General features: G+C 65.0%; 15 protein-coding genes. 1 reads left to right on the forward strand and 14 read right to left on the reverse strand.

Features of this window, described 5'->3' with window-relative positions:
• Positions 1-86: 86 nt before the first annotated feature.
• The 8 genes from ABIA42_RS23060 to miaA form a co-directional block, all read right to left on the reverse strand.
• The gene (locus ABIA42_RS23060; protein WP_370120876.1) at positions 87-476 is read right to left on the reverse strand and encodes a hypothetical protein; all 390 of its coding nucleotides are present in this window, start codon (positions 474-476) and stop codon (positions 87-89) included.
• Between the two features lie 517 nt (positions 477-993).
• On the reverse strand, positions 994-2,013 hold the full coding sequence (gene ilvC / locus ABIA42_RS23065; RefSeq protein WP_257176015.1) for a ketol-acid reductoisomerase: 1,020 nt from the start codon (positions 2,011-2,013) through the stop codon (positions 994-996).
• 133 nt (positions 2,014-2,146) lie between these two features.
• A complete protein-coding gene (locus ABIA42_RS23070) occupies positions 2,147-2,749 on the reverse strand; it encodes a LysE family translocator (protein ID WP_271530810.1) in 603 nt (200 codons plus the stop codon).
• A 7-nt stretch (positions 2,750-2,756) separates the two neighbouring features.
• On the reverse strand, positions 2,757-3,632 hold the full coding sequence (locus ABIA42_RS23075; protein ID WP_370120872.1) for an EamA family transporter: 876 nt from the start codon (positions 3,630-3,632) through the stop codon (positions 2,757-2,759).
• A gap of 170 nt (positions 3,633-3,802) precedes the next feature.
• Positions 3,803-4,498: a class I SAM-dependent methyltransferase gene (locus ABIA42_RS23080; RefSeq protein ID WP_271530812.1), complete on the reverse strand. Its 696-nt coding sequence runs from the start codon at positions 4,496-4,498 to the stop codon at positions 3,803-3,805.
• A gap of 3 nt (positions 4,499-4,501) precedes the next feature.
• The gene (gene ilvN / locus ABIA42_RS23085; RefSeq protein ID WP_061879307.1) at positions 4,502-5,044 is read right to left on the reverse strand and encodes an acetolactate synthase small subunit; all 543 of its coding nucleotides are present in this window, start codon (positions 5,042-5,044) and stop codon (positions 4,502-4,504) included.
• 145 nt (positions 5,045-5,189) lie between these two features.
• The gene (locus ABIA42_RS23090; protein ID WP_370120868.1) at positions 5,190-6,965 is read right to left on the reverse strand and encodes an acetolactate synthase 3 large subunit; all 1,776 of its coding nucleotides are present in this window, start codon (positions 6,963-6,965) and stop codon (positions 5,190-5,192) included.
• 328 nt (positions 6,966-7,293) lie between these two features.
• Positions 7,294-8,235, reverse strand: a complete 942-nt coding sequence (gene miaA, locus ABIA42_RS23095; protein ID WP_370120866.1) for a tRNA (adenosine(37)-N6)-dimethylallyltransferase MiaA — start codon at positions 8,233-8,235, stop codon at positions 7,294-7,296.
• 10 nt (positions 8,236-8,245) lie between these two features.
• On the opposite strand from miaA, the gene serB reads away from it, so the two are divergent.
• On the forward strand, positions 8,246-9,151 hold the full coding sequence (gene serB, locus ABIA42_RS23100; RefSeq protein ID WP_370120863.1) for a phosphoserine phosphatase SerB: 906 nt from the start codon (positions 8,246-8,248) through the stop codon (positions 9,149-9,151).
• 136 nt (positions 9,152-9,287) lie between these two features.
• Here the strand turns inward: serB and ABIA42_RS23105 are convergent, their stop codons facing one another.
• From ABIA42_RS23105 to ABIA42_RS23130, 6 genes are all read right to left on the reverse strand, one after another.
• Entirely contained in the window at positions 9,288-10,805 is a 1,518-nt protein-coding gene (locus ABIA42_RS23105; protein WP_370120860.1) for a Do family serine endopeptidase, read from the reverse strand.
• 143 nt (positions 10,806-10,948) lie between these two features.
• Entirely contained in the window at positions 10,949-11,155 is a 207-nt protein-coding gene (locus ABIA42_RS23110; protein WP_028177121.1) for a DUF2065 domain-containing protein, read from the reverse strand.
• A gap of 72 nt (positions 11,156-11,227) precedes the next feature.
• Positions 11,228-12,124 (reverse strand): protease modulator HflC, encoded by an 897-nt coding sequence (gene hflC, locus ABIA42_RS23115; protein ID WP_271530817.1) that lies wholly within the window; start codon positions 12,122-12,124, stop codon positions 11,228-11,230.
• Positions 12,121-13,260, reverse strand: a complete 1,140-nt coding sequence (gene hflK, locus ABIA42_RS23120) for an FtsH protease activity modulator HflK (RefSeq protein ID WP_271530818.1) — start codon at positions 13,258-13,260, stop codon at positions 12,121-12,123. The genes hflC and hflK overlap by 4 nt, the downstream gene beginning before the upstream one ends.
• A 128-nt stretch (positions 13,261-13,388) precedes the next feature.
• Entirely contained in the window at positions 13,389-13,922 is a 534-nt protein-coding gene (locus ABIA42_RS23125; protein WP_370143648.1) for a dihydrofolate reductase, read from the reverse strand.
• Positions 13,922-14,407 carry an N-acetyltransferase family protein gene (locus ABIA42_RS23130; protein WP_370120852.1) on the reverse strand — a complete coding sequence of 162 codons (486 nt, stop codon included), beginning with the start codon at positions 14,405-14,407 and terminating at the stop codon, positions 13,922-13,924. The genes ABIA42_RS23125 and ABIA42_RS23130 overlap by 1 nt, the downstream gene beginning before the upstream one ends.
• Position 14,408: the final 1 nt, after the last annotated feature.

Raw genomic sequence — 14,408 nt, forward strand, 5'->3', positions numbered from 1 at the left:
GTCATAAAACTGTAACGGAATGGTCAAGGACAGGCAACGCGCGGGGCGGCCCGACCTTCGCTTAATGTTAGCGAGCGGCGAAGCTGCTACGGCTTTGCAACGCCCGCGATGAACAGGTCGAGCACCCCTTCCGCCACCCGCTCGACTTCATTCTCCTCCACGCGCCAACGTGGAAGGTGGCCGTCGAGATTCATCCGAGCAAAACCGTAGACCAGGGCGCGGCCGGCGATCTGGATGCGCTTGAGGTCGGCCGACCGCAGAAGGCCCTGCTCTGCGGCGTCAGTCAGCCTCCGCCCGGTCAGCGCGACCGGCTCGGCGTTGTCGCGCGCCAGCTCCGGAGAGCGCCGCCTCACGGACGAGACTTCGACTGCCTCCGCCGCAAGTTGCAGCGCAGCATCAATCAACACGCGGCAGCCACCCGGACCGCGTGGCTCGAGCGTCCGCTTCGGCAGCACGGCCCCGATCAGGTGGCGCATCGGCTCCGGCGTGATCTGATGGCGCACCTTGGGGACCCGCCGCGGTCAGCGCCTCGGGCGCGATTTCGGCGATGCGCTCGGCCGGTATGCAACGGCCTGGCCCTCAGTGGACGCGAGATGAGAATGCAGATGAAGAGCCGAATCCTTGCCACTGAAGACGCAGAGGTTTTGATGTTTGGAACGCCGCGAGAAAGTGCGAGATACGACGCGATGCCAAGAATGTGGTTAAACGTCAGTTCTTCGCGTCCAAGCTGCGCGTCAACTCGCGAAGAGTTTGAATGAAGCAGCAATGCTTCGCGCGGGATGGAAAGAGCGAGATCACTGTTTGCGATCTCGCTCGATCATAGCCCCGAAGATTTAAAATTTGGTTTGGCGCGCGAAGCTCGTGGTCACTCGTGTCCCGGACAAGGCGCAACGCGTAAGCGATGCGCCGCGGAGCCGGGACCCAGAGCCGAACGATAGACCCCGGATCAGCAGCGCACCACTGCGTGATGCGCTGCGTCCGGGGAACGACGACTTAGTTCTTGCTCTTGTCGACCAGCGCGCCCTTCTTGATCCAGGGCATCATGTCGCGGAGCTTGGCGCCGACTTCCTCGATCGGGTGCTGGGCGAGCTTGGCGCGGGTCGCCTTGAACGAGGTCTGGTTGACCTTGTTCTCGAGCATCCAGTCGCGAGCGAACTTGCCGCCCTGGATGTCGGCCAGAACCTTACGCATCTCCTTCTTGGTCTCGTCGGTGATGATGCGCGGGCCGGTGACGTACTCGCCATATTCGGCGGTGTTGGAGATCGAGTAGTTCATGTTGGCGATGCCGCCTTCGTAGATCAGGTCGACGATCAGCTTCACTTCGTGCAGGCATTCGAAATAGGCCATCTCCGGGGCATAGCCGGCTTCGACCAGGGTCTCGTAGCCGCCCTTGATCAACTCGACCAGGCCGCCGCAGAGCACGACCTGCTCGCCGAACAGGTCGGTCTCGCACTCTTCCTTGAAGGTGGTCTCGATGATGCCGGCGCGGCCGCCGCCGATGGCGGAAGCATAGGACAGGCCGAGGTCATGGGCGTTGCCCGAGACGTCCTTGGCGATCGCGATCAGGCAGGGCACGCCGCCGCCGCGCTGATATTCCGAGCGGACGGTGTGGCCGGGGCCCTTCGGCGCGATCATCAGCACGTCGAGGTCGGCGCGCGGATCGAGCAGGTTGAAATGGACGTTGAGGCCGTGCGCGAACACGAGGGCGGCGCCCTTCTTCATGTTGTCGTGCAGGTGCTCGCGGTAGATGTCGCCCTGGAGCTCGTCCGGCGTCAGCATCATGACGAGGTCGGCCCATTTGGCGGCTTCGGCGACTTCCATCACCTTGAAGCCGGCGTTCTCCGCCTTCTTGGCCGAGGCCGAACCCTTGCGCAGCGCAATGGCGACTTCCTTGACGCCGGAATCCTTCAGGTTGAGCGCATGGGCGTGGCCCTGGCTGCCATAGCCGACGATGGCGACCTTCTTGCCCTTGATCAGGTTCAGGTCGGCGTCGCGATCGTAGTAAACACGCATGGTCGTTTCCTCGTTCAGGGCCAAAAATCGGCCAATGGTCAGTGTCCGAAGGGTGAAATTTGCGGATTTCGGGGGCTGTCTAGAGCATTTTCAGCCCTGAGGGAAACCCGTTTCTGCATGGAAATCCGCGACATCATGCATCCATGAAAACGGGGTAGAGGGAAGCGAGCAGCAGGACCGCCATGAGGATGTTGAAGGCGCGGACCAGCCGCTCGGAGGTCAGGACCGGCCGTAGCGCGGTGCCGAACAGGGCCCAGACCACGGTCGAGACCGTGCCGACGACGAGGCTGATCACGGTCTGGATGGCGATGTTGAGCGGGAATTGGGCGATCGCGGTATAGGCGGTGATGGTGCCGATCACGATCACCCAGCCCTTGGCGTTGATCCACTGGAACATCGCCGCGCCCCAGAAGGTCATCGGGCCGCGGGCCTTCTCCTCGCCCGGCTTCGCCGGGCCGGACATGGCGATCACGGCGGCCAGGTAAATCAGGTAGGCGGCGCCGGCATATTTCAGGATGGTCTGGAGGATCGGATAGGCCAGGAACACGGTGCCGAGCCCGAGGCCGACGGCTGCGATCATGAAGGCGAAGCCGATGACGATGCCGACGATATGCGGGATCGTGCGCCGGAAGCCGTAGGTCAGGCCGGAGGACAACAGCATGATGTTGTTCGGCCCCGGGGTGAAGTACATCACCACCATGAAGGCGAGGAAGGCGTAGAACAGCGAGTAGGTCACATTCACCTCACGCGGTCTTCGGCGGGACTTGCGGGCGCTTCGCCAGCACCATCACAGCGATGCCGCCGATCACGGTCAGCATGCCGGCGAGGCGCAACGGTCCGAACCGCTCGCCGAACACGATGCTGGAGGCGGCCGAGCCGACGAACGGCACCAGCAGCGCGAACGGCACCACTTGCGCGGCGGGATAGTCGCGCAGCAGGCGGCCCCACAGCCAATAGGCGATGCTGGTGGAGATGCCGCCGAGCATCAGCATGCAGAGCGCCGACGTCAGCGATAGGTGGGTCAGCGACGTCCAGGTCGGCGCCGGCCCATTGGCGATCAGCGCCAGCGCGAACAGCGGCACCGCCGCGGCGAGACATAGCCAGGCGAACAGGTCGAACATCGGCACGCCGCGGGCGCTGCGCAGCAGGAGATTGCCGACGGCAAAGCTGAGCGGCGAGATCATCAGCACCGCGAAGGCCGCGACGCTGAAATCATAGCCAACGGTGCCGCAGATCATCAGCAGGCCCGCTGCGGCAACGACGATGCCCAGCGTCTGCAGCGGCGTCGGCCGCTCGCCGAACGCCAGCGCGGCAAAGCCGATGGTGAACAGCGCCTGACTCTGCACGACCACGCTGGTCAAGCCGACCGGCACGCCATGGGCGATGCCGTAGGCCTGCGACAGGAACTGGCCGAGGAACAGCGTGAAGCTGATCGCCAGCAGCAGCGACCAGGCGACCTTCGGCTTGCGAACGAACAGGCACGGCACCGCGGCAATGGTGAAGCGTAGCGCCGTCATCAACTCCGGCGACAGCTCGTCGAGCGCGATCCGGCTTGCCACGAAGGCAAGTCCCCAGATGGTCGCCACCGTGACGGCGATGAGGATGTCGGCGGGCTTCATTCCACCCCCCTTAACCTCTCCCGCTTGCGGGAGAGGTCGGCGCGAAGCGCCGGGTGAGGGCTTTCTCCTCTGGAGCGTTCTCGCTTGTGGAGACACCCTCTCCCCAGCCCTCCCCCGCAAGCGGGGGAGGGAGCGCAGCTATGTTGTAGTGACAGCCTGCTCTCACAGCTCTAGCCTTGCTCGCCGGCTTTCGGTTTGCGCAGCAGATACGTGCCGTGCATGGGTGCATGGTAGTCGGCCGAGACCAGCATGAAGCCGACGTCGGCCAGCATCCGCTCCATCACCCAGCCGAAGGTGGAATATTCGTCGCGCATATGCGTCACCACGCTCTCCCGCGCGAAATCGTGGTTCTTGATCTGGAAGTCGGCCCATTGCTCGACGTCACGCTCGACCGCGTCGGGCATCGCGGTGTAGACGATGTCGCGCAGGTAGAAGCTCGCACCCGGCTTCAGCGCGCGATAGATCCGCGACATCGCCACCGCCTTCCAGAAATCCGGCAGATGGTGCAGCGTGAACTCGCTGACGATCAGGTCATAGGAGGCCGGCCGGTAGGCGAAACTGAGCAGGCCCGCCGACTGGGTGCGCACCGGGGCCTTGCGGTCGCGGGCGTAGATCTCGGCGAGCGCCAGCATCGCCGGCGAGATGTCGATGGCGTCGACCTCTGCGCCCATCAGCGCGGCTTCGGTGGCGAGCACGCCGTTGCCGCAGCCGATATCGGCGATACGCCAGCCGCGCTGCACACCGAGCATTTTCAGCGCGGCGCGCGCCCGCAGATCGGCATCGTCATGGCTGTCGTAGATCGATGCCACAGCGGGCTCGATCCCCATCCGGTTCCGCTCGTTGTAGTACCAGTCGCGCGCCAACATGGCTCACATCCCCTCAGGTCCGCGACCGATCGCGGCGACGCCGGTACGCGACACCTCAACAAGGCCGAGCGGGCGCATCAGGTCGATAAATTGATTGATCTTGTCCGTATTGCCTGTGATCTCGAACACAAAGCTCTCGGTGGTGGCGTCGATCACGCGGGCGCGGAACGCATCCGCCAACCTGAGCGCCTCGACCCGGTGCTCGCCCTGCCCGCGCACCTTCACCATGGCCAGCTCGCGCTCGATCGAACGCTTCGTCAGGGTCATGTCGACGACGCGGTAGACCGGGATCATGCGATCGAGCTGGTGCTTGATCTGCTCGATCACCATCGGCGTGCCCGTGGTGACGATGGTGATGCGCGACAGATGCTTCTGGGCCTCGGTCTCCGAGACCGTAAGGCTCTCGATGTTGTAGCCGCGACCGGAGAACAGGCCGATGACGCGCGCGAGCACGCCCGGCTCGTTCTGCACGAGCACCGCAAGCGTGTGCGTCTCGTTGGGATCGTGGCGATCCTCGATGAAATAGGCGGATGCGGGCTGGTTCATTGTCGTCCCCTTCGAAAGTCTCTCGTCATGCCCGCGAAGGCGGGCATCCAGTCATCACCGGCGCCTGAGCGTTCCGCACCTGCCACAGCGGACTGGAGCGCCCGGTCGAACCGGGCGATGACATCGGAGTTTGCGGACATCGCGCTCACACCAGCGCCTTGCCGCCGGCGAATGCCTTCGCGGTGGCTTCATCGTTCGCCTGTTCCGGCAACAGCATCTCGTTGTGCGCCTTGCCGGAGGGAATCATCGGGAAGCAGTTCTCCAGCGCGGCGACGCGGCAGTCGAACAGCACGGGGCGCTTGACCGAGATCATCTCCTTGATGGCGCCCTCGAGATCGGCGGGCTTGTGCACCTGGAGGCCGACGGCGCCATAGGCCTCCGCGAGCTTGACGAAATCCGGCAGCGCTTCCGAGTAGGAATGCGACAGGCGGTTGCCGTGCAGCAGCTGCTGCCACTGCCGCACCATGCCCATGTACTGGTTGTTCAGGATGAAGATCTTGATCGGCAGCTCGTACTGCACTGCCGTCGACATCTCCTGCATCGTCATCTGCACCGAGGCATCGCCCGCGATGTCGATGACGAGACTGTCGGGATGGGCAACCTGCACGCCGACCGCCGCCGGCAGGCCATAGCCCATGGTGCCGAGACCGCCCGACGTCATCCAGCGATGCGGCTCCTCGAAACCGTAGAACTGCGCCGCCCACATCTGGTGCTGGCCGACCTCGGTCGTGATGTAAGTGTCCTTACCGCGCGTCGCCTCGAACAGGCTCTGGATCGCGTGCTGCGGCAGGATGACGTCGTTGCTCTTCTTGTAATAGAGCGAGTTGCGGGCACGCCACTGCGCGATCTGCTGCCACCAGCTCTTGATGTCGGGCTTCTTCGCCTCCGCCTTGAACACCTGGAGGATGTCGCCGAGGATGTTGCCGCAATCGCCGATGATCGGCACGTCGACGCGAATGTTCTTGTTGATCGAGGACGGATCGATGTCGATGTGGATCTTCTTCGAGCCGGGCGAGAACGCATCGACGCGGCCGGTGATGCGGTCGTCGAAGCGCGCGCCGACGCACAGCATGACGTCGCAATCATGCATGGTCATGTTGGCCTCGTAGGTGCCGTGCATGCCGAGCATGCCGAGCCAGTTCTTGCCCGAGGCCGGGTACGCCCCCAAACCCATCAGGGTGGAGGTGATCGGGAAGCCGGTGACCTCGACCAACTCGCGCAAGAGCTTGGTCGCCTCGGGGCCGGAATTGATGACGCCGCCGCCGCTGTAGATCACGGGGCGCTTGGCATTGGCCAGCAGCGCCACGGCCTTGCGGATCTGCGTCGCATCGCCCTTCACACGCGGCGCATAGGAGCGGTGCACGTCGGACTTGCGGGGCGGGTGATAGGTGCCGGTCGCGAACTGCACGTCCTTGGGCACGTCGACCAGCACCGGGCCGGGACGGCCGGAGGTCGCGACATAGAAGGCTTCGTGCAGCACCTTGGCGAGATCGTTGACGTCGCGCACCAGCCAATTGTGCTTGGTGCAGGGGCGCGTGATGCCGACGGTATCGCATTCCTGGAACGCGTCGTTGCCGATCAGATGCGTCGGCACCTGGCCGGAGATGCAAACCAGCGGGATCGAGTCCATCAGCGCGTCGGTGAGTGGCGTGACCATGTTGGTGGCGCCGGGACCGGAGGTGACCAGCGCAACGCCCGGCCTGCCGGTCGAACGCGCATAGCCCTCGGCGGCATGGCCCGCGCCCTGCTCGTGGCGGACCAGGATGTGCTGGACCTCGCTCTGCTGGAAGATCTCGTCATAGATCGGAAGCACCGCGCCGCCGGGATAGCCGAAAATGTCGGTCACGCCGTGATCGATGAGCGCACGGACGATCATCGCGGCGCCGGTCATCTGGTTCGGATCGTGGCTCTTGTCGCTCATTGGCTTGCTCCGGATGCGCTGTTGTCAGCGGCTTCGTTCGTGTCGGGTTCGGGAAATAAAAAAGGCCCCGAAGAGGGCCCATGCACACCGCCTGTCTTGTGGATGGCAGCTAGCCATCCCCGGCGGTGTGCCTGGGTACGACGGCGATAAGGAGTTTGGTAATAATGTTACGCATGGCAGGGCTCGGCTTCCCAAAGGTTGCGCGAAACATAGCGGCCAAAGCCCGGATGTCAAGGCAATGCGGCCATTCCCACGCGATTTTGGCAGTGTAGCGGTGTTCCCGCAGCTCGGCGAGAGGTAAATTCGGGGAACCCGGCACAAAAGCGCGTCAGTCGGAAGCGTTGCCCGCCTTCACGACCGCCGCGAGCCAACCCCTCGCCTCCTCCGGCCTGACCCATTCGAATTCCGGCAATTGGTGCCGGAACCAGGTGAACTGCCGTTTGGCGTAGTGACGGGTGTCGGCGCGGCCGATGCTGGCGGCCTCCTCCAGGCTGAGATCGCCGCGCAGATGCCGGATCAAGGCCGGCACGCCATGGGCTTTCATCGCCGGCAGCAGCGGATCGAGGTGTCTGGCGGCGAGCCGCTCGACTTCCATCAACGCGCCGGCTCCCAACATGGCGTCGAAGCGGGTATCGATGCGGGCATAGAGCTCGTCCCGCTCGGGCGCGAGAAACACCGCGCGAAAACTGCCCTTGGGCAGCAGCGGTGGCTGCCCCTCCCGGTGCCAGTCGAGCAGCGAGCGCCCGGTCGCCTCGATCACCTCGAGCGCGCGTGCAATCCGCGTGCGGTCGCGCAGGTTCAATCGCTCGGCGGCAGCTGGGTCGCGGCGCGCAAGTTCCGCGTGCAGCGCCTCGACGCCACTCCGTTCCAACCGCGCGCGCACATCGTCGCGCACCTCGGCAGGGATCGGCGGCACCACGGAGAGGCCGGCCGTCAGAGCCTTGAAATAGAGCCCGGTGCCGCCGATGAAGATCGGCAGACGGCCTTGAGCCCTTGCTTCATCGAGCGCCTTCGCCGCGTCGCTGACCCAGGCACCAGCCGAGAAATTCACGGCCGCATCGACATGGCCATAGAGGCGATGCGGCACGAGCGCCTCGTCCGCCGCCGTCGGCCGTGCCGTGATGATGCGGAGGTCGCGGTAGACCTGCATGGAATCGGCATTGATGACGACGCCGCCAGTGGCGAGGGCAAGCTCGAGCGCCAGCGCCGACTTGCCGCTGGCGGTCGGGCCTGCGATAAGCACGGCCTTGCTTGAATGCCCCTCGCTCACGAAAACCTCAATGTCCCTCGTTGCCACGCTGATCTGCAACCCTGACAATCCCGCACTCGACTCGACCATCGTCGACGGCGCCCGCGCCGTGCTGCCACAGGCGACGCCCGCGCACTGGCTGTTCGACGGCGTCGCGGTCGACATCCCCTTCGGCACCGACAGTAACCTCGAAGGCGACCGTCACGCCATCGAGCAGCGGTTGCGCGAGCTCCGCGGCGACCTGCCCATCGACATCGTCGTGCAGCCAGTCGGCGCCCGGCGCAAGAAGCTTTTTCTCGCCGACATGGATTCCACCATGATCGGCCAGGAATGCATCGACGAGCTCGCCGATTTCGTCGGGGTGAAGGCGCATGTCGCCGCCATCACCGAGCGCGCGATGCGCGGCGAGATCGAGTTCGAGCCGGCGCTGCGCGAGCGCGTCGCGCTGCTCAAGGACCTGCCCGCAAGCGTGGTCGACGAGGTGCTGGCCAAGCGCATCACGCTGACGCCGGGCGGCAGAACACTGGTCGCGACCATGCGCGCGAACGGCGCCTACACCTGCCTCGTCTCCGGCGGATTCACGCTGTTCACGACTGCGGTCGCCGCCAAGATCGGCTTCCAGGAGAACCGTGCCAACGAGCTCGTCGTGCGCGACGGCAAGTTCACCGGAGAGGTGAGGGAGCCGATCCTCGGCCGCGCGGCAAAGCTAGCGACGCTGGTGGACTTGATGGAGTCGTTCGATCTCGACGACATCGACTCGGTCGTGGTTGGCGACGGCGCCAATGATCTCGCGATGATTCAGGCGGCTGGGCTCGGCGTGGCGTATCACGCCAAGCCCGCGGTGGCGGCTGCCGCGGCAGCGCGGATCGATCACGGCGATCTCACCGCGCTGCTGTATGCGCAGGGCTATCGGCGCGACGAGTTCGTCGACGTGTAGCCTCTTGCCGCACACTCAGCGGCCGTAGGGTGGGCAAAGGCGCCCTTGCGCCGTGCCCACCATTTCACGCCGTGATGGTGGAGACAAGGATGGTGGGCACGCTTCGCTTTGCCCACCTTACGGCACCGTGCGTTTCCTACTGCACGCTCAGGGCCACGAAGCGCAGCTCGCCGTCGCCGTTGGAGACCAGCAGCAGCACCGATTTCTTGCCGTCCTTCTTGAGCTGATCGACCCGCTTCTGGATGTCGGCACCGCTGGAAACGGCCTCCTGCGCCACCTCGACGATGACGTCGCCGGCGGACAGGCGCTTCTCGGCTGCGTCGGAATTGGCATCGACATTTGTGACGACCACGCCCTTGACGCTGTCCTTGATCTTGTAGCGCGTGCGCAGATCCTTGTTCAGCGTTGCGAGATCGAGGCCAAGCGCCTTCTGCGTCACCGGCTTCTCCGGCGCCGGCTCGTCGGTCTTCACCGCGGCCTGCACCTTGTCGGGATCCTGGAGGCGACCCAGCGTGACCTTCTTGGTCTCTTCCTGCCCCTTGCGGATGATGACGACGTCGACCTCCTTGCCGACCGCCGTGTCGGCGACGACGCGGGAGAGGTCCTTCGGATCCTTGACGTCCTTGCCGTCGAACTTGACGACGACGTCGCCGGGCTCGATGCCGGCGGGCTTGGCCGGACCCTTGTCGTCGACGCCGGCGACCAGCGCACCGCGCGCCGGCTTGATGTTGAGGCTCTCGGCGATTTCGTCAGTGACGCTCTGGATGCGCACCCCAAGCCAGCCGCGGCGCAGCTCGCCGAACTGGCGGAGCTGATCGACGACGCCCACCACCGTCTTCGACGGCACGGCGAAGCCGATGCCGATGGAGCCGCCGGATGGAGAGATGATCAGCGTGTTGACGCCGATGACGTCGCCGTCGAGGTTGAACAGCGGACCGCCGGAATTGCCGCGATTGATGGAGGCGTCGGTCTGGATGTAGCTGTCGTACGGTCCTGATGAGATGTCGCGGTTCTTGGCCGAGACGATGCCGGCGGTCACCGTGCCCCCCAGGCTGAAGGGATTGCCGATCGCGACCACCCAGTCGCCCAGGCGCAGCTTGTCGGAGTCGCCGAACTTGACCGCGACCAACGGCTTCGGCGGCTTGATCTTGAGCACGGCGAGATCGGTCTTCTTGTCGACGCCGACCAGCTCGGCCTTGATCTTGGTGCCGTCGTTGAGGATGACGTGGATCTCGTCGGCGTCCGCAATGACGTGGTTGTTGGTGACGACGACGCCTGATGCGTCGATGATGAAGCCGGAGCCGAGCGAGTTGGTCTTGCGCGGCGGGTTGTCGCCGCCCTTGCTGCCGCCTCCGGGACCCCGGCGGTTCTTGAAGAAGTCGTCGAAAAACTCTTCGAACGGCGAGCCGGGCGGCAGTTGCGGCATAGTGTTGCTGCCGCCGCCGCCCTTGGCCTCGACCGTCTGGGAAGTCGAGATGTTGACGACCGCGTCGATCACCTTCTCGGCGACATCGGCGATGCCATCCGGTCCGCGCGCATAGGCCGGCGTGCCGAACGCGCTGAAAGCACCGACGGCGAGCGCGGCCAGCCCAATTCGCACACCAAGTCGCACGCGACGGCGCGAGCGGGACGGGGCAGTGGTGGCAGCGGTCATTGTGATCTCCAGACAAAGGGATTCGGCGCCAGACTGCGCTCGAACGGGGGCACGGCGCAAGCGCGGAGCTTAACGGGCCTCAAGACCCCGACAATACGACGAAAACCGGTCTGACGCCTTCACTTTGGCGTTGGCCTGATGCCCTAAATCGGGCGCCGGATTACCCAGATCAGGACCAGACCGGCCACGGCCGAACCGATCCCAACCGCCCGCAGGACGTTGTCCGGCGTAGCGATAGCGCTCTTCATGGCCTTGCGCATCCAGTTGGGACTGGCCGCGAACATCAAGCCTTCCAGCACGAACAGGATGCCTAGGCCGATGAGGAAGTCGGCGAACGCAATGGACCTCATCGGAATGGAACCTCCCCGCTATACTGTTCTTGTCTGGACAAAGGGCGGCCAGACCGGCCGCCCTTGTCTAGCTTACGGCTTCGCCGGCGTCTCGGTCGCCATCTTGCCGGACGGGTTGCTGAAGTACCGGAAGAAATCCGAATCCGGTCGCAGCAGGAAGCGGGTGTCGTTCGAACGGAGCCCGTTCTCATAGGCCGTCATCGACCGGTAGAAGGCGAAGAAGTCGGGGTCCTGGCCGTAGGCCTCGGCGAACAGGCGGTTGCGCTCGGCGTCGCCAATGCCGCGCGTTTGATCGGCTTGCGACCTTGCCTCTGCCTCGATCACGGTGGCCTCGCGGTCGGCCTTGGACTTGATCTCCTGCGCCTTCTGACCGCCCTGTGCACGGAACTCGGCGGCCTCGCGTTCGCGCTCGGTCTTCATGCGCTGGTAGACCGCCTGGCTGTTCTGATCCGGCAGGTCGGCGCGGCGGATCCGGACGTCGACGACCTCGATGCCGTAGCCGTCGGCCTCGCGATCGAGCTGGTCGCGGATGCGCTGCATCAGCTTCTCGCGGTCGTCGCGCACCACGTTGATGAAGGTGACCTCGCCGAGCACGCGGCGGAGCGCCGCGTTCAGGAGCGTGGTGAGCTGGACGTTGGCAGCCTGGATCGAGCCGATGCTCTGATAGAAGCGCAACGCGTCCTTGATGCGGTAGCGCGCGAAGGCGTCGACCACGAGCCGCTTCTGGTCGGACGCGATCGCTTCCTGCGACGGATTCTCCAGGTCGAGGATCCGCTTGTCGATGTTGATCACCGAATTCCACGGCGCCTTGAAATGCAGGCCGGGCGCGGTGACGACGTCGACGGGCCGGCCGAACTGGAGCACGATCGTCTGCTCGGTCTGCTGCACCGTGAACAGCGACATGTAAGCTACGATCAGGACCAGAAGCAGCCCGAGCAGCGTGACGAAACCTGTGACCGGAGACCTCATCGGCTGCCTCCGCTCGACTGCGGACCGGTGGTAGGCGGCCGCTTGGTCGTCAGTTCGGGAAGCGGCAGATAGGGCACGACGCCCTGCCCCGAGGCGCTGCCGCCGTCATAAATGAGCTTGTCCGCGCCACCGAGCACGCGTTCCATGGTCTCCAGATAGATCCGTTCACGCGTCACGTCGGGCGCCTTCTTGTACTCGTCGTAAACCTTCAGGAAGCGCGCGCTCTGGCCCTTGGCCTCGGCGACCGCCTGCTCCTTGTAGCCTTCGGCAGCCTGCAGGATCTGCGCGGCACGGCCGCGCGCCTGCGGCACCACCTGATTGGCGTAAGTCTGCGCTTCGTTTTGCAGCTGCTCGAGATTGGCGCGCGCCGCCTGTACGTCGCGGAAGGCGTCGATCACCTGCGCCGGCGGATCCACCTTCTGCATCTGCACCTGGCTGATCTGGATACCCGCGCCGTAGCTATCCAGGGTCTTCTGGATCAGTTCGTGCACGTTCTGCTCGGTGACGTTCCGCGCGCCGGTCAGGATCGGCTGGATCTGCGAGCGGCCGATCACCTCGCGCATCGCGCTCTCGGCGACCGCCTTCACGGTGCCTTCGGGATTCTGGATGTTGAAGAGGAAGTCGCCGACGCCGTCCGGCTTGATGCGCCAGAGCACGGTAAAGTCGACGTCGACGATGTTCTCGTCGCCGGTCAGCATCAGGCTCTCTTCAGGCACGTCGCGAATGGAGCGGCCGCGCCGCGCCGGATCGTCGATCAGCGTCATACCGATGGAGGTGGTGTTGACGCGCAGCGCCTTCGGCAGCAGCACGGTCTCGATCGGATAAGGCAGATGATAGTTCAGGCCCGGCTGCACGGTGCGGACATGCTTGCCGAAGCGCAGCACGACGCCGAGCTCTTCGGACTGCACGCGGAAGAAGCCCGACAGCAGCCAGAATGCAACGATCAGCAGGATGATCAGCGTGATGCCGATGCCGGAGAAATAGCCGCCCGGCATGATCTGCTGGAGGCGGTCCTGGCCGCGCCGCAGAAGGTCTTCCAGATCCGGCGGCCTCGGCCCGACCGGTTGCGGGCCTGAGCCCCATGGTCCCTTTGGACCCGAGCCCCACGGGCCACCGCCCTGATTCTTCCACGGCATTCGATGATCTCCTCGGCAGGGTGGAATTGCCCCCGCCCGCGTTGTCCGGTCCGGCTTTATAGGGGACAGGCAGGTCCCTTACAACGCAACCCGGGCCGTCCTCCGAGCTATGCTCGGGCACGAAAAAGTCAATGTAAACATTGGCGAATGCGGTTAATGGCCGCCCGCCGACGATATGTCACATAGGAGAAATCGGCGCTGTCGTCGGGTCCGGCAGGATGACGGATGCGCGCGGTCTCCTCCCACCCGGCCTTGTCGATGTCGAAATGCGTGTCGCCTTCGGGCCGCGCATGCACTTCGGTGATTTCGAGGCGATCGGCGCGATCAAGCCATTGCCGGTAGATCTCGGCGCCGCCGATCACCGCGATCTCAGTGACCGAACGCCGCAGGGCATCGCCGCGCGCGACCGCCTCCGCCTCCGCGGCCGATGTCGTGACGACGGCGCCCGCGGCACGATACGCCGCATCGCGCGTGATCACGATGTTGGTGCGGCCCGGCAGCGGCCGGCGCAGGGATTCGAAGGTCTTGCGGCCCATGATCACCGGTTTGCCGATCGTGAGTGCCTTGAAGCGGGCCATGTCGGATTTCAATCGCCACGGAATGGCGTTGCCGGCGCCGATGACGCCATTCTCCGCAATCGCGACGACGAAGACGATCTCCATCAGGGCGCACTCCCGGCAAGCCGCCTCAGCGCAGGCCCGGTGATGCGGCACAGCGTCCAGTCGTCCATCATGACGGCGCCCAGCGACTTGTAGAACGCGATCGACGGCGCGTTCCAGTCGAGCACCGCCCATTGCAGGCGCGACCAGCCGTTCTCGACGCATTCCCTGGCGAGATGGACCAGCAGCGCCTTGCCGAGGCCCCTGCCCCGATGCGACGGCCGCACGTAGAGATCTTCGAGATAGATGCCGTGGCGGCCGCTGAAGGTGGAGAAATTCGCAAACCACACCGCGAAGCCGACCGGCTCACCGTTCCACTCGGCGATCGCGCAATAGAGTTGCGGCCTTTCACCGAACAGCGCGTCGGCGATGTCAGCCTCGGTCGCCTCCACCTCGTGCGAGAGCTTTTCGTATTCGGCAAGCTCGCGGATGAAGGACAGAACGAGGCCGGCTTCTCCGGCCTGCGCACGACGGATGGCCAACGACATC

The organism is Bradyrhizobium sp. USDA 327 (genome assembly GCF_041262065.1).
Lineage (GTDB): Bacteria > Pseudomonadota > Alphaproteobacteria > Rhizobiales > Xanthobacteraceae > Bradyrhizobium > Bradyrhizobium liaoningense.

What these genes read in the sequence shown, in the direction of transcription:
- ABIA42_RS23060 (WP_370120876.1), bottom strand. Translation starts at nt 476, where the DNA reads ATGCGCCACCTGATCGGGGCCGTGCTGCCGAAGCGGACGCTCGAGCCA.
- ilvC (WP_257176015.1), bottom strand. Translation starts at nt 2,013, where the DNA reads ATGCGTGTTTACTACGATCGCGACGCCGACCTGAACCTGATCAAGGGC.
- ABIA42_RS23075 (WP_370120872.1), bottom strand. Translation starts at nt 3,632, where the DNA reads ATGAAGCCCGCCGACATCCTCATCGCCGTCACGGTGGCGACCATCTGG.
- ABIA42_RS23080 (WP_271530812.1), bottom strand. Translation starts at nt 4,498, where the DNA reads ATGTTGGCGCGCGACTGGTACTACAACGAGCGGAACCGGATGGGGATC.
- ilvN (WP_061879307.1), bottom strand. Translation starts at nt 5,044, where the DNA reads ATGAACCAGCCCGCATCCGCCTATTTCATCGAGGATCGCCACGATCCC.
- ABIA42_RS23090 (WP_370120868.1), bottom strand. Translation starts at nt 6,965, where the DNA reads ATGAGCGACAAGAGCCACGATCCGAACCAGATGACCGGCGCCGCGATG.
- serB (WP_370120863.1), top strand. Translation starts at nt 8,246, where the DNA reads ATGTCCCTCGTTGCCACGCTGATCTGCAACCCTGACAATCCCGCACTC.
- ABIA42_RS23105 (WP_370120860.1), bottom strand. Translation starts at nt 10,805, where the DNA reads ATGACCGCTGCCACCACTGCCCCGTCCCGCTCGCGCCGTCGCGTGCGA.
- ABIA42_RS23110 (WP_028177121.1), bottom strand. Translation starts at nt 11,155, where the DNA reads ATGAGGTCCATTGCGTTCGCCGACTTCCTCATCGGCCTAGGCATCCTG.
- hflC (WP_271530817.1), bottom strand. Translation starts at nt 12,124, where the DNA reads ATGAGGTCTCCGGTCACAGGTTTCGTCACGCTGCTCGGGCTGCTTCTG.
- hflK (WP_271530818.1), bottom strand. Translation starts at nt 13,260, where the DNA reads ATGCCGTGGAAGAATCAGGGCGGTGGCCCGTGGGGCTCGGGTCCAAAG.
- ABIA42_RS23125 (WP_370143648.1), bottom strand. Translation starts at nt 13,922, where the DNA reads ATGGAGATCGTCTTCGTCGTCGCGATTGCGGAGAATGGCGTCATCGGC.
- ABIA42_RS23130 (WP_370120852.1), bottom strand. Translation starts at nt 14,407, where the DNA reads ATGTCGTTGGCCATCCGTCGTGCGCAGGCCGGAGAAGCCGGCCTCGTT.